The organism is Bacillus sp. FSL R5-0434 (assembly GCF_038004745.1).
GTDB classification, from domain to species: domain Bacteria; phylum Bacillota; class Bacilli; order Bacillales; family Bacillaceae; genus Bacillus; species Bacillus halotolerans.
The window spans coordinates 755,315-767,612 of record NZ_JBBORV010000001.1 but is presented as its reverse complement, the minus strand read 5'-3'; the positions used below and the strand labels follow the sequence as shown (position 1 = coordinate 767,612).

Here is a 12,298-nt window from a genome sequence, read left to right as displayed (position 1 = left end):
TAAGGTGAGTTCATATATGGATTTTGAAATTCGATTTTTATCCTTTTATGTCATACAGGTGGAGGGCAAGGATGAGCAGGCTAACAAGCAATTCAAGCACTTCCAGACCCTTGATACAGAGGAATTTGAAGAAAGCGAACTGAAGGACTTTCTTGACGGAGAGCTGAAAAAAATCGTCAAACGGAAAGCAGACCGCCATCCGCAGTCCGAGCAGGTGCCGACGAAAATCGGCCATTTTATCGTCGAACCCGGCCACGGGCTGGATTCCAACCCGAACTACAACATGTTCAACCGTGCGCGCCTGGCGGAAACAAAAGAGGACTTTAACGAGCTGAGCGAACAGTTCGTCCGCACGTACCTAGATACAAGCGCGGTCCGCGGCGGTGTGTTCTTAGTCGCTTCGGCTGTGCCGAGAAAGTACTTCGACGAGTCATTTGTCTTCATTATGAAATGTGATTTTGAGCCGAAGATCGCCCGCATCTCAGACGCGTCTTCCCTCATTAAAAAAGTCGAAATGGCCATCACGACAAAAAACATGAAGAGCATCCAATACCCGTTCATGCCGGAGGAAGGAATGGTCGAGGAAGGCGAGCTGAAAATCCACCAAGCCTCGCACGCCCGCTATTTTGAGGATTTCCTGAAATTCGTTGAGTACGGCGAATCAATGCCGGAAATCATGAAAACCCAGGTCATGAACATGGTGCAGGAGCACGTCTATGAGACATTTGAGGACAACAGTGAAGAGCTCAAGCAGTTTGAACAAGACATCGAAATCTGGGAAGCGAGCGAAAAACGGGAAATCCAAGAACGCCTCGACACGCATCAAGTGATCGAAGCCTCCGCCCAGATTATCGAGCACACGCCGGAAGCCGAGCTGAAAATGAAAGTCGGAGAAACCGAGATTAAGGGATTGCTAGCTGATTTTGGCGAATCGATTCATCTTGCGAAGGTGAACGGGCGCTATGTCGCGCTGATTGAAGCGGAGACGATTTCGTTTGAGAAGGGCAGTTCGCCGGTGGAGTTTTATAAGCCTGAGGGGCTGCATGAGGTGATTGAGCGGATACGGAATAAAACAGAGCAAGAATAAAAAGTCCAGAATTCAATTCTGGACTTTTCCTATTTAATATCCTTCTCTCAACACCGCATAGCACTCCCCGATCAGCTCTTCCGCTCCCGGATGGCCTTTCAGCCCGCGGCGGACGATTTCTGAAGATAAGTCCTGCACTTTGAGCGCTCTTGGCGCTCTTCTTTCGAAGTATGCCTGAAATGCGGTTTTGATGCCGTCGTGGTTTTTGAGTTCTTCGGCGAGGACCATGGCATCCTCGATGGCCATTGCCGCTCCTTGTGCGAGGGTCGGCGCTCCGGCATGGGCGGCGTCTCCCCCGATGACGACGCGGCCTTTGTACCATGGCTCCTGTACTGCGACTTGCTCCAGCTTGTTAAAAATGACGGGATGCTCTTTTGACATATGCTTTGTGACAAAATTGAGCCCCGGAAAGCCTGAGAGGATCTCTTTGACTCTATCAAACCGGGTCTCTTCCTCATCCCAATAATCGCTCGCGCAAGGCTGAAGGACGAAAACATAGCCGGCGTGTTCCGCAAGCGGCACGACGCCGATTTGTGTCTCTCCGCTTCTAAACATCAATGTCGCGTCCTCAAAGGTATAATCGGGAAGTTCGATATAAAAGCGCCACGCCCCCATGCCGAGAAACTCTTTTTCTATTTCTTTTTGCAGCATGGCATCCCGCACAATGGAATGAATGCCGTCAAAGCCCGCCAGAATGTCGGCCTGCACCTTTTCTCCATCATCAAATACAGCGGTAACCGCTTCAGGCGTTTCTTCATAAGCCACAATCTTTTTCCCCCACAAAATCCTTGCGCCCGAAGCTTCGGCATGCTTGATGAGAATATCATTTAACATTTTTCGCAGAATATTATTGCGGCCCGGAAGCTTATCATCTAAGAAAGACTCACTGACTTTGAATAATAGATTCCCCTGCTTATCAAATGTTTTAAACCACGCTGTTTGAAATCCATGCACGCAGCACTCTTCAAATACGCCCAGCTCCTTTAACACCGCCAGTGCGTTTTGCGGCTGGAGAATCCCTGCGCCGGTCTTGCGGTTTTCTGCAGCCACTTCACATATGGTGACGGAAAAACCTGCTTTACTGAGAGAAATGGCTGCCGACAGCCCGCCGATTCCGCCCCCCGCAATCAGTATATGTTTCATGTTGATAACCACCTTTTCAGTTCTCTGTATGTAGTTAGGCACCTAACTATATTACCTTACTATGTGCGGCAAACAGCTGTCAATCATCTCCAACACGGGTTGCGTTCTGATTTTCCCTCCATTATAATCGTGTCACGACAAACGTACGGGAGCTTATTGTGATGGAATTAAAACATTTACCGAAATACAAGCATATAACAGAACATGCCGAGACTTATTCCAATGTGGACGCCGGTTCTCTTGAATTATTTTTATCTTTGTTTGATATTTCGAAAAAAATGAATCATGTGATGGAGCATTATTTCGCGAGACGCGGACTGTCTGAAGGAAAATTTAAAATCCTGATGCTTTTGTTCGACGCAAAGGACCACATGTTAAGCCCGACGGAGCTCGCCAAGCAATCGAACGTCACAAAAGCAACGATTACCGGGCTGCTTGACGGACTGGCGAGGGACGGATTTGTCCGTCGCAGGCATCATAACGAGGATAAACGAAAAATCAGCATTGAGCTGACAATGGAAGGTAAAGAACGGCTGAAGCAATTTCTGCCCGGCCATTTCAGCAAGATTTCCGCTGTTATGGAAAACTACAGCGATGAGGAAAAAGACATGTTCGTGAATATGCTGGGCGATCTTTTTGAAAAGCTGAGCGTGTTTAAAGACTAAAAAACCCATCCGGTCTGGACAGGCTACAGCACTTTTTTTAAGCACGGTGACAAATATGCCGTTGATCACAAACACAATGCCGATCAGAACAGATGTAAAAATGCCGGACACCTTTGTCAATCCACTGTACATAAAAAAACGCCAACCGTTACAAAAAGCGCCTATCTCAATGACAGGCGCTTTCTGATTAATCATCACTGCTTAAAATGCCAAAGAAGCGAAGCAGGTTGATGAACAAGTTGATAAAGTCAAGGTACAGCGATAATGCCATAACCGGAATTAAGTCCTCCGTAATATCGCGGTGTTTGATTTGGTTCAAATCATACAAGATGTAAAGGGAAAAGACGATGGTTCCAATAACGGAATACGCCATCATCGCCGCGGAATTCAGCGGGCTGAAGATGCTGAAAATGCCAACCGCAATTAGTGCGATGAGCGCTACGAGCAGAAACGACGACAGGAACGATAAATCCTTCTTCATTTTTGCGCCGATTGTACCGAGCACAGCAAAAATTAAAAATGTAGATCCGAACGCTTCAAGTACCACATAGGCGCCGGCTATTGAAGCGTAGTGGCTGACAATCGGAAATAGGGTAATGCCGGAAACGAAGGCGAATGTATAAACAAACGCATACCCGACCGCTTTTCTTCTGCGCATCCAGAAGGCGATAATAATCATCGCCACTTCAAGGATCGAAAGCGGCAGCATCAAAGCGACAGGAATAAACTGGCCGATGTACAGCCCGACGGTTGCGATCAGCAGTGTAAAGATAAACACTGTCAAAATGCGCTGCATGATCGAATGCTTACTCTCATGAACTGTAGCTTGCATGTCAAAAATCCTCCTAAGAAATGATCTTAAAGGTCTATTATATAAAAAATGGATGAAATATGTATATGTTTTAAGGAGAATTTAATGTCGAACAAAAACCTTTTAAACACCTCTGTTACTTCGATTCTTTGCTTTTCAGTGAGAAACGGTGCTTTTCGACCTTCTCAATCTGTGTGACCTGGGAATCGTGTACGGTGATTTGAACGGTGCCGAAATCCAGTGTTTCCAACGAGCTGATAATTTTTTCAATCACTTTCGGATCAACGGTTGTTTTTGAAACCAATGACCTTCCCCCCTGTTCGGTTTTAATTCATAGTATTCTTATGAGAATTATAATATTATGTTTTTTCCAATAAATCAATGGTGATTTCTATTCACATCAAAAAGGCATATGATCACCCATCAAGGGGCGGTCATATGCCTAATCAGATTTCATCTTAGTTTTGTTCCAAGTCCTCTACAATACAGCGGACGCCCATGTTTTCAAGCGCCTGCTTCAGCGTGCCGTATGTTTCATATTCACTGAAATCAAGCCCTAATTGAATGGATGTTTGGGCGACATCCGGCCGAATGCCTGAAAATACGGCTTTGACGCCAAGTAAGAAAAGTGTTTTTGACAGGTTGTACAATTGCTGTGCAACCATTGTATCCACAATCGGGACGCCGGAAAGATCGACAACAAGACTTGTGATTTTTCTCTCAATGCATCGGACCGGCACTGTCTCTAAAATCACCTGCGCACGTTTTGTGTCTACAGAGCCAATCAGCGGCAATATGCCGATTCCATCCGCAATGGAAATCACCGGACAGCCTAATTCACTGATCAATTCCTGCTGAGAAGTGAGCCTCATCAGCATAAATTTTTGATACTGCTCGGAAAACTCAATAATCAGCTTATCGAAAGACTGATTCACAATACGGTTCCAGCGGTCAGCATCCTCATTTGTGACGATATCCCGATGCTCTTTTATAAACGTAACGACAGCATCCCAGAATGCGATTCTTGAATTTGATATGGCTTCGACGACCTCATGCACCGGAACATCTTGCTCTACTCTTTTTTTCGCAACATTCAGCGCCCATTTTGCCATATTGTCTTGAAATTCGGTTTGTTCCTCCAAGAATGCACTTGCGATTGTTATATTCGTAAACGTATGCTGCTCTGTCAAAAGCTTTTTGGTTTCTTCACTTAAATGCTCGGCGGAATATAATTCGCCTTGCAGCTGACTTCGTAAACTGAACCATTTCTCAGTAATGTCAGCCGTATGGTCTATGATATATTGATATAGTTTTTGATCGATATTCACGGTCTGTCTCCTTTTTCATAATAGAAGCTCTTATATTATAAAATTATAAATCGGAATTGTGAATGGGACTAGGGAAAAATGGATTGATTCTGCACAATGAGCGCATGCCAATTCTATCCATAGGCAGATTCACTAATATAAGCCCACTCTCATATCCTGTCAAATGTACAGTTTACTATGAGAAAGGACGTTATGATATGTATTATGATCCATATATGTATGATGTGCCGATCTATGATCCATGGACTCCAGTAGAATATGATTACCGCTACCCAGTTGGATATCCAGGGCCTGGTATCGGCGGAGGCGCCGTACCCGGTATTGGCGGGGGGGCCGTGCCTGGTATTGGCGGAGGCGCTGGGCCTGGTATTGGCGGGGGGGCCGTGCCTGGTTTCGGCGGAGGCGCTGGGCCTGGTATTGGCGGAGGCGGGGCGCCGCAAGGTCCTCCCCCGCATAAAAAGCCGGCAAAACCGACAAAGCCTCAGGGCTTGCATGGGGCAGCTTATTTAGTTGAACCCGTTCTCATTCAGCCTTGTCTCTTCCGTTTTACCTATGTTTGGTTAACCAACGGCAGCTCATTTTGGTTCTATCCAGTCATTCTTGGAAGAGAATCCGTCGGCGGCTTTTATTGGGATGCCTCACACCACCGCTGGTTTTATTACGCATTGGACACAAAACATATAGATGTCGTAAGCTGCTCATTTTAATGGTAAATCAGCCGGTTCTCCCGGCTGATTTTTCTGTGTTACTTCAGCTTTATAAAGGTTATGATATACATATCTATTGAATTGGAGGTTTCCCTATGATCAAACGAATCGGCACTGTGGCTGTATATGTTGAGGATCAGCAGAAAGCGAAGCAATTTTGGTCGGAGAAGGTGGGTTTTGACATTGTGGCGGACCATCCGATGGGGCCAAACGCAAGCTGGCTGGAGGTCGCGCCCACGGGGGCACAGACTCGTTTAGTCATTTATCCGAAAGCGATGATGAAAGGCGCCGAACACATGAAGGCTTCTATTGTCTTTGAGTGTGAAGACATCTTTGGTACATATGAAAGAATGAAGGCAAACGGCGTAGAATTTCTCAGTGAGCCGAACCAGATGGAGTGGGGCACCTTTGTTCAATTTCAGGACGAGGACGGCAATGAGTTTTTATTGAAAGCATAAGTGTGACGGCGGAGAAAATGCTCCGCCGTGCTCTTTTTTTTGACATTGAGAATGAATTTCATTTACAATAACGGATATATGAGCGTGATTGGAGAGAGATAAATGTTTGTTCAGTTAAGAAAAATGACGGTAAAAGAAGGCCATGCTGATAAAGTGATCGAACGTTTCAGCGCTGAAGGAATCATTGAAAAACAGGAAGGCTTAATTGATGTGACCGTGCTTGAGAAAAACGTCCGCCGCGGCGATGAGGAAGTCGTTGTCATGATCCGCTGGCAATCCGAGGATCACTGGAAACAGTGGGAAAAAAGCGATGCGCATATCGCCGGGCATAAGGCGAACAAAGGCAAGCCAAAGCCTGACTATATGATCAGCACTGAAGTGAGCATGTATCACGTGAGAGCTGTTAAACAAGGGACTCATCAATAACGAAATAGAGCTTGGGCTATGCCGCAAGCTCTTTTTTTCATGAGGATCTGCTTTCTTCAAATGTGATGGCGTACAGCGGTTTATTAGGATGCCATTCAGCAAATAATACATCCTCAGTCTTTTCAATTCCCTGCTTTTTCAGCGTTTGCTTCAGCCACTGTTCTTCTACCCCTGCTTCTCGCAGGTTGTCATACACAATCTCCCCATCAAGAATTAACGTGGTGGGCAAAGACACATTTTGCTGCGGAAGATTCATATCTTTTCTCGTCGGATTGCCAAAGTCGGATTTCTGAAGAACGCTGACCATCCCGTTTGTTTCTAATATGGCATATTCCACTTCCTGTATGGAAAAGCAGCCGGCCTGCCTTAAAAGGCTCTGCAGCTGATTAATGTCGAGCTTGTTTTTCTTCAGCATTTCATATTTGAGCTTTCCATTATGGATGACGATATTCGGTTCACCTTCCAGGAATTTTCTGGACCCTTTTACTTTTTGGGTAATGAATTCAATCATATAAATCAGCAGTCCCCACAGCAGCGAAGCGAAAATAATCTCTTTGATCTTAATTTCATGATCGTACACTGCATTTCCGACCAGTTCCCCTAAAATCAATGCAGAAATAAAGTCAAACGGCGTGATTTGAGAGAATTGGGTTTTTCCGAGAAACTTCAAAATGACAAATAAAATACCCAAACCGCAAACTAATTCTACCGCTACATTGAGATAATCTCCCATGTTGATAGCACCTACTTCTTAAGAGCTACTATCATTATGGTCAACTGCACGTTTTCTAAACGGTCACTGCTCCTATTATAATATCGGCTGGTGCTTTGAAAGCATGTCGTCAAAAAGCTGCTCCGCATCACGGCGGTCGAGCGTGACAAGCGGGTCATTGTGAAACGCTTGAAAAGCGAGACCGCGGTCCTTTGTTAGCCCCGCTTCCGCCACTGCCTCCTGATTGGATACGTGTCGTGCCGCCAGCATTTCCACACCCTTCGGCAGCGCTCCGGAAACAATCGGCTGGACACGGTTGCGGGTAATGAATGCGTTTGTTTCCACGATCGCATCTAATGGGAGATGAGCGACCTGGCCTTGATTCGGCAGATTCACATTTGTTACAAGTTCGCCCAGTCCGAGGAGCGCCGCAATGATATTCACGCCCTCTTCTCCTGATGCTTTCCTCTCAACACCCTGTTTTTGCTGTGCCATGTGGTCCGTTTCTTTTTGTTTCCGATCTCTGTCCTGTTTTCTGAAGGATATGGGTGTCAGGTGAAACTTCCATGTCTCAGGCTGTTTGAGATAACAACCGGGGAGAAACTCAGCCAGGTGCCTGTCACCGGCAGCGGGGATGGCACCGTACGTTTCAAATAAATCGAATGCAATACGGTGTGCAGAGCGAAATACACTGTCCTTCCAGCTTTCCCCCTCCAGCTCATAGCCGGATTCGGCATAATGCGCACAGAAATCACGGAAAACAGGCAGCAGATCAATATGCCGGTAAGAAGCTGCTGTGACCCATGTAAAATGGTTAATGCCCAGCACATGAACATGGACGTCTTCACGCCGCTTTACCTCTAGTCCAAGCCTATCTGTAACCATCTCCGCCAGCAGTTTTTGCGTGCCGAATACTTCGTGGCAGCAGCCGAACGCTTTTATGCCCGGAAACACTTTATACAGCGTTCTCGTGCAAACAGACATTGGGTTTGTATAATTGATGACCCATGATTCGGGGGCGTAGTCTCTTATTGCCCGGGCAATTTCTGCAAACATCGGAACGGCCCGCAAACCTCTCATAATTCCCCCCGGTCCGACAGTATCACCAACTGATTGATAGATGCCGTATCGCTCAGGCAGATGAACGTCCGTTTCCATGTCATCCAGAGTGCCCGGCAAAATCGAAATAATCACGATATCCGCACCGGATAATACCTTTTTCAAAGTAGAAACCGCCTCGTACCGCCATCTGCCGTCTCCGCTGTGATTGCCGATGATTTCATTTTTCTGCGCCGCTTCAAAATTCAGATCATAGAGCGCCACCGTGCCTGACATTCGGTCATCAAGGGACAAATCGCTCATCAAGCTTCGGGCCCAGCCTTGGGAACCCCCGCCGATATAGGCGATTTTGATCTGATCTAACGTACTGATATGAAACACTCCCTTTCTCAGCCTTTCACAGAACCGATCAGCATTCCTTTGGCAAAATGTTTTTGTAAAAATGGATAAACCGCCAAAATCGGTATGGTCGCGATGACGATGACAGCAAGCTTAATCCCCTGCTCCGGCGGAATGGTATTTTGCATCGTATCGCCATTGGTCGCCGTTAAGTCCGATAAAATCGTGACCTGGCGGAGCACCATTTGCAGCGGCCATTTTGCACTGTCATTGATATATAAGAGAGCATGGAAGAAATCATTCCAAATTCCGACCGCATAAAACAGCGCAAAGGTGGCAATGACCGGCTTTGACAGCGGCAAAGCGATCCGCCAAAAAACGCCGATTTCTGAACAGCCGTCAATTTTTGCTGATTCCTCAAGCTCCTGCGGCAGCTGCTGAAAGAAGTTTTTGATAATAATGAGGTTAAACGGATTGATCGCCATTGGCAGGATCAACGCCCAATAGGAATCCAGCAATCCAAGTGATTTGACAACAAGATACGTCGGAATCATCCCCCCGGAAAACAGCATCGAGAAAATCACCAGGTTTAAAAGCAGATTCCGTCCCTTCACATGCCGCTTCGCCAGCGGATACGCCATCGTAAAGGTGAAAAACAATTGCACGGCTGTCCCGACTACAGTGATGAAGATGGATACGCCCATACTTCTGATAAACGTCGGTGTCGAAAACACATACCGATAAGCGTCAAGGGTAAAGGTTTTCGGGAAAATAAAGAAGCTGCGCTGAGCAAGCTCAGCTTCTGTCGCAAAGGAACCGGCGATAATATACAAAAACGGCAAAATGGTAATCGCGCCGACGCCGCCAAGAAACAAAATGTTGCAGACGTCAAATACCCGTCCGGCTTTTGTGTTGTGCATCGTGTGAATGTCAGCCATACCTCTCCCTCCTCTAAAACAATCCTTCCTGATCGAACTTTTTCGCGATGTAATTGGCACCGAAAATTAAGATAATCCCGACAACCGATTTAAACAAACCGACAGCTGTGCTGTAGCTGTACGCGCCTTGGGTAATCCCCATCATGTAAACGTACGTGTCGAAGATGTCAGCCACGCTGCGGTTAAGCGAGTTTGTCATCAAATACACCTGTTCAAAACCGATATTTAAAAAGCTTCCGATCCTTAAAATCAAAAGAACAATGATGGTGCTTCTGATTGCCGGAAGCGTAATATGCCACATCCGCCTAAACCGGCCGGCCCCATCCATAATCGCCGCCTCATATTGCTCCTGATCCACCGTTGCCAAAGCGGCGAGAAATAAAATCGTTCCCCAGCCTGTCTCCTTCCAGATGCTTTGCATGACAATCATCGGCCGGAACCAGTCAGCGTCTGATAAGAAAGAAATCTGATTCCCTGTCAGGCTCATGACCATTTTGTTGATGACCCCTGTATCGACTGTAAAGAAAACAAAGGTGATGCTGACCACGATTGTCCATGAGACAAAATGGGGCACGTAAATAAGGGTCTGAATGCACCTTTTATACACAGCCTTCCTCAGCTCATTCAACAGCAAAGCCAAAATGAGCGGCGCGGGAAAGGCAAAGAGCAGATCAAGGCTTGCCAGCATGAGCGTGTTGCGCAGCAGCCGGAAAAAATCCGGATTCATAAAAAAGTCTTTAAAATAATCAAGACCGACCCATTCGCTTTTCCAGAAGCCGAGATATGGCGAATAATCCTTAAACGCGATAAGCACGCCCCACATCGGCAGGTATTTGAAAATCAGAAAATAAAGCAGACCGGGAATAAGAAGAAGATAAAGCCATTTGTCTCTTTTGAGCGCAGCCATCCAGCTGATGCCTTTTCCAGCAGTGAGAACTGGTGCGTTTCCCTTCTTCGGCACCGTTTCCATATCTGTTCTCCTTTCGTGATACCGGTGCGCCCGCTGAACGGCAGGCGCATCGGTTTATTTTGACGATTGATACAATTTGTTTAAGTCCTTCATCAGTTCATTTCCGCCGCTGTTTTCCCAAAGCTTCACCGCATCCTTGAAGCCTTTTTCATCGATTTCTCCGATAATAAATTGTGTTCTTGCATCGAGAATGATGTTGTCCAGCTGGGCTCCTTTTTGGGTATATACATCGGATACAAGCGACTCAGCCGGGTTAAAGACGGCTATTTTTTCTCCTTCAGTGATGATGTCCTTGCGATGCTGGAAGAGCTTTGTTTTCTGATCTTCGATGTAGTACTCGCTTTTCGGGATGGACATGCTGAATTGAGCCAAGCCTTCATGCTCATACAGGAGGGATTTGTTGTTTTTCTCAAGAGAAGTGAATACGCCGTCCTTCAGCTCATAATTACGGCCCTCCACTCCGTTGTTGGTCAGAATCTGTGCTTCCTTATCGTTCAGCTTATCAAGGAAGGACAGCACCTCTTTCAGCTCTTTTTCCGTTTTCACACTTGATTTTGGTATCGCGATCATGCCTGAATATCCTGATGTCGGGAAAGTGCGCTTGCCTTTTGGTCCTTCTACTGTACCGACGATATCAATGATATCCTTGTTCGACTCATCCGCTTCTTCCATGGCACTTTGAATTTGCGACGCTCTGGAGCCTGTATCAACGATGACACCCGCTTTTCCTTTTACAACCGGATCATTCCACTTCGCCGAATCCATAACAGCGAAATCCTTGTTGATCAAGCCTTCATCATACAGCTTCTTAAAGAAGGTGAGCGCCTCCATATATTCCTTCGTTGTAAAATCAGGCACCAGCTTCCCGTTTTCAACGCCGTAGCGATTCGGGGCGCCGAACCAGATTTGCAGAACATCCCACGGGCTTCCGTTGCCAAGCCCCATCCATTTCGGCACGACCATGCCGTACGTATCGTCCTTGCCGTTTCCGTCAGGATCTTTTTCCTTAAAGGCTTTCAGCACTTCATAAAAATCATCAAGCGTTTCCGGCATTTCGAGCCCGACGTTTTTGAGCCAGTCGGTTCTGATGATCATACAGGCTCTGATCAAGTCTCTCGATCTGTAGACCCCGTACACCTCGCCATTTACCGAGCTGTTCTTGAGTATCTTTTCATCAGCCTGGCTTACATTCTTGTAGTCTTTTAAATAAGAAGACAGCTCCCAAAAAGCGCCCGCTTTGACAGACTTAATAAAGCCGGCTGACTTATCTTTAATCACAATCGCATGCGGCATCTCTCCAGAGGCCATGACGATGTTAAATTTATCGTTGTAGGATGAATCAGGCACCCATGTGACCTTAATATCTTTGCCTGTGTATTTCTCTAACGCTTTTAATGATGGGCTTTTATCACTCGGGCTTTCCGGTGACAGCAGCGGCGCCATGATGTTGATCGTGTTTTTTGAATCGCTCGCTGAATTGGATGTTTCTGAATTGCTGCACCCGGCTATCATCATGGCAGCGAGCGGTAAAGCGAGCCATTTTTTTCGTATTCTTTTTTTCATGATGCGTAAGTCCCCCTTTTTCTCCTTTTTCATTTCTCCTTTGCCACCCCTAATATAAAGCGCTTACATAAATTCTTGCAATCTTCATTTTT

Annotated in this window: 14 protein-coding genes; 5 read left to right on the top strand and 9 right to left on the bottom strand. The window is 46.4% G+C overall.

What is annotated here, in order from left to right; all coding sequences use genetic code 11:
• Positions 1 to 16 precede the first annotated feature (16 nt).
• Positions 17 to 1,087: a DUF3900 domain-containing protein gene (locus NYE43_RS03940; RefSeq protein WP_341060992.1), complete on the top strand. Its 1,071-nt coding sequence runs from the start codon at positions 17 to 19 to the stop codon at positions 1,085 to 1,087.
• 33 nt (positions 1,088 to 1,120) lie between these two features.
• Here NYE43_RS03940 and NYE43_RS03935 read toward each other — a convergent pair whose 3' ends face one another.
• The gene (locus NYE43_RS03935) at positions 1,121 to 2,230 is read right to left on the bottom strand and encodes an FAD-dependent oxidoreductase (protein ID WP_213418411.1); all 1,110 of its coding nucleotides are present in this window, start codon (positions 2,228 to 2,230) and stop codon (positions 1,121 to 1,123) included.
• Between the two features lie 161 nt (positions 2,231 to 2,391).
• Here NYE43_RS03935 and NYE43_RS03930 point away from each other — a divergent pair, with 161 nt between their 5' ends.
• Complete coding sequence (locus NYE43_RS03930) at positions 2,392 to 2,895, top strand: MarR family winged helix-turn-helix transcriptional regulator (protein ID WP_213418410.1); 504 nt, start codon at positions 2,392 to 2,394, stop codon at positions 2,893 to 2,895.
• A 187-nt stretch (positions 2,896 to 3,082) separates the two neighbouring features.
• Here the strand turns inward: NYE43_RS03930 and NYE43_RS03925 are convergent, their stop codons facing one another.
• The 3 genes from NYE43_RS03925 to NYE43_RS03915 all read right to left on the bottom strand — a co-directional run bounded on the left by NYE43_RS03925 (position 3,083) and on the right by NYE43_RS03915 (position 5,034).
• The gene (locus NYE43_RS03925) at positions 3,083 to 3,727 is read right to left on the bottom strand and encodes a Bax inhibitor-1/YccA family protein (RefSeq protein WP_010333322.1); all 645 of its coding nucleotides are present in this window, start codon (positions 3,725 to 3,727) and stop codon (positions 3,083 to 3,085) included.
• 115 nt (positions 3,728 to 3,842) lie between these two features.
• Positions 3,843 to 4,010 (bottom strand): YezD family protein, encoded by a 168-nt coding sequence (locus NYE43_RS03920; protein ID WP_024120518.1) that lies wholly within the window; start codon positions 4,008 to 4,010, stop codon positions 3,843 to 3,845.
• 154 nt (positions 4,011 to 4,164) lie between these two features.
• Positions 4,165 to 5,034: an STAS domain-containing protein gene (locus tag NYE43_RS03915; RefSeq protein ID WP_213418409.1), complete on the bottom strand. Its 870-nt coding sequence runs from the start codon at positions 5,032 to 5,034 to the stop codon at positions 4,165 to 4,167.
• Between the two features lie 197 nt (positions 5,035 to 5,231).
• Here NYE43_RS03915 and NYE43_RS03910 point away from each other — a divergent pair, with 197 nt between their 5' ends.
• The 3 genes from NYE43_RS03910 (at position 5,232) to hmoA (ending at position 6,625) form a co-directional block, all read left to right on the top strand.
• Complete coding sequence (locus NYE43_RS03910; protein WP_213418408.1) at positions 5,232 to 5,741, top strand: hypothetical protein; 510 nt, start codon at positions 5,232 to 5,234, stop codon at positions 5,739 to 5,741.
• A gap of 95 nt (positions 5,742 to 5,836) precedes the next feature.
• On the top strand, positions 5,837 to 6,199 hold the full coding sequence (locus NYE43_RS03905) for a VOC family protein (protein ID WP_341060985.1): 363 nt from the start codon (positions 5,837 to 5,839) through the stop codon (positions 6,197 to 6,199).
• A 102-nt stretch (positions 6,200 to 6,301) separates the two neighbouring features.
• A complete protein-coding gene (gene hmoA / locus NYE43_RS03900; protein ID WP_024120514.1) occupies positions 6,302 to 6,625 on the top strand; it encodes a heme-degrading oxygenase HmoA in 324 nt (107 codons plus the stop codon).
• 37 nt (positions 6,626 to 6,662) lie between these two features.
• Here the strand turns inward: hmoA and NYE43_RS03895 are convergent, their stop codons facing one another.
• From NYE43_RS03895 to NYE43_RS03875, 5 genes are all read right to left on the bottom strand, one after another.
• A complete protein-coding gene (locus NYE43_RS03895; RefSeq protein ID WP_185848193.1) occupies positions 6,663 to 7,358 on the bottom strand; it encodes a DUF421 domain-containing protein in 696 nt (231 codons plus the stop codon).
• A 75-nt stretch (positions 7,359 to 7,433) separates the two neighbouring features.
• The gene (lplD, locus tag NYE43_RS03890; RefSeq protein WP_341060984.1) at positions 7,434 to 8,777 is read right to left on the bottom strand and encodes an alpha-galacturonidase LplD; all 1,344 of its coding nucleotides are present in this window, start codon (positions 8,775 to 8,777) and stop codon (positions 7,434 to 7,436) included.
• An 8-nt stretch (positions 8,778 to 8,785) separates the two neighbouring features.
• Positions 8,786 to 9,673, bottom strand: coding sequence for a carbohydrate ABC transporter permease (locus NYE43_RS03885; protein ID WP_095714388.1), 888 nt, complete (start codon positions 9,671 to 9,673; stop codon positions 8,786 to 8,788).
• 13 nt (positions 9,674 to 9,686) lie between these two features.
• Complete coding sequence (locus NYE43_RS03880) at positions 9,687 to 10,643, bottom strand: ABC transporter permease (RefSeq protein ID WP_095714387.1); 957 nt, start codon at positions 10,641 to 10,643, stop codon at positions 9,687 to 9,689.
• A gap of 54 nt (positions 10,644 to 10,697) precedes the next feature.
• Positions 10,698 to 12,206 carry an extracellular solute-binding protein gene (locus NYE43_RS03875; protein WP_341060980.1) on the bottom strand — a complete coding sequence of 503 codons (1,509 nt, stop codon included), beginning with the start codon at positions 12,204 to 12,206 and terminating at the stop codon, positions 10,698 to 10,700.
• Between the last annotated feature and the right edge of the window lie 92 nt (positions 12,207 to 12,298).

Excerpts from the sequence above, each read along its gene's own strand:
- NYE43_RS03940 (WP_341060992.1), top strand. The coding sequence starts at position 17 with ATGGATTTTGAAATTCGATTTTTATCCTTTTATGTCATACAGGTGGAG.
- NYE43_RS03935 (WP_213418411.1), bottom strand. The coding sequence starts at position 2,230 with ATGAAACATATACTGATTGCGGGGGGCGGAATCGGCGGGCTGTCGGCA.
- NYE43_RS03930 (WP_213418410.1), top strand. The coding sequence starts at position 2,392 with ATGGAATTAAAACATTTACCGAAATACAAGCATATAACAGAACATGCC.
- NYE43_RS03925 (WP_010333322.1), bottom strand. The coding sequence starts at position 3,727 with ATGCAAGCTACAGTTCATGAGAGTAAGCATTCGATCATGCAGCGCATT.
- NYE43_RS03910 (WP_213418408.1), top strand. The coding sequence starts at position 5,232 with ATGTATTATGATCCATATATGTATGATGTGCCGATCTATGATCCATGG.
- NYE43_RS03905 (WP_341060985.1), top strand. The coding sequence starts at position 5,837 with ATGATCAAACGAATCGGCACTGTGGCTGTATATGTTGAGGATCAGCAG.
- hmoA (WP_024120514.1), top strand. The coding sequence starts at position 6,302 with ATGTTTGTTCAGTTAAGAAAAATGACGGTAAAAGAAGGCCATGCTGAT.
- NYE43_RS03895 (WP_185848193.1), bottom strand. The coding sequence starts at position 7,358 with ATGGGAGATTATCTCAATGTAGCGGTAGAATTAGTTTGCGGTTTGGGT.
- NYE43_RS03885 (WP_095714388.1), bottom strand. The coding sequence starts at position 9,673 with ATGGCTGACATTCACACGATGCACAACACAAAAGCCGGACGGGTATTT.
- NYE43_RS03880 (WP_095714387.1), bottom strand. The coding sequence starts at position 10,643 with ATGGAAACGGTGCCGAAGAAGGGAAACGCACCAGTTCTCACTGCTGGA.
- NYE43_RS03875 (WP_341060980.1), bottom strand. The coding sequence starts at position 12,206 with ATGAAAAAAAGAATACGAAAAAAATGGCTCGCTTTACCGCTCGCTGCC.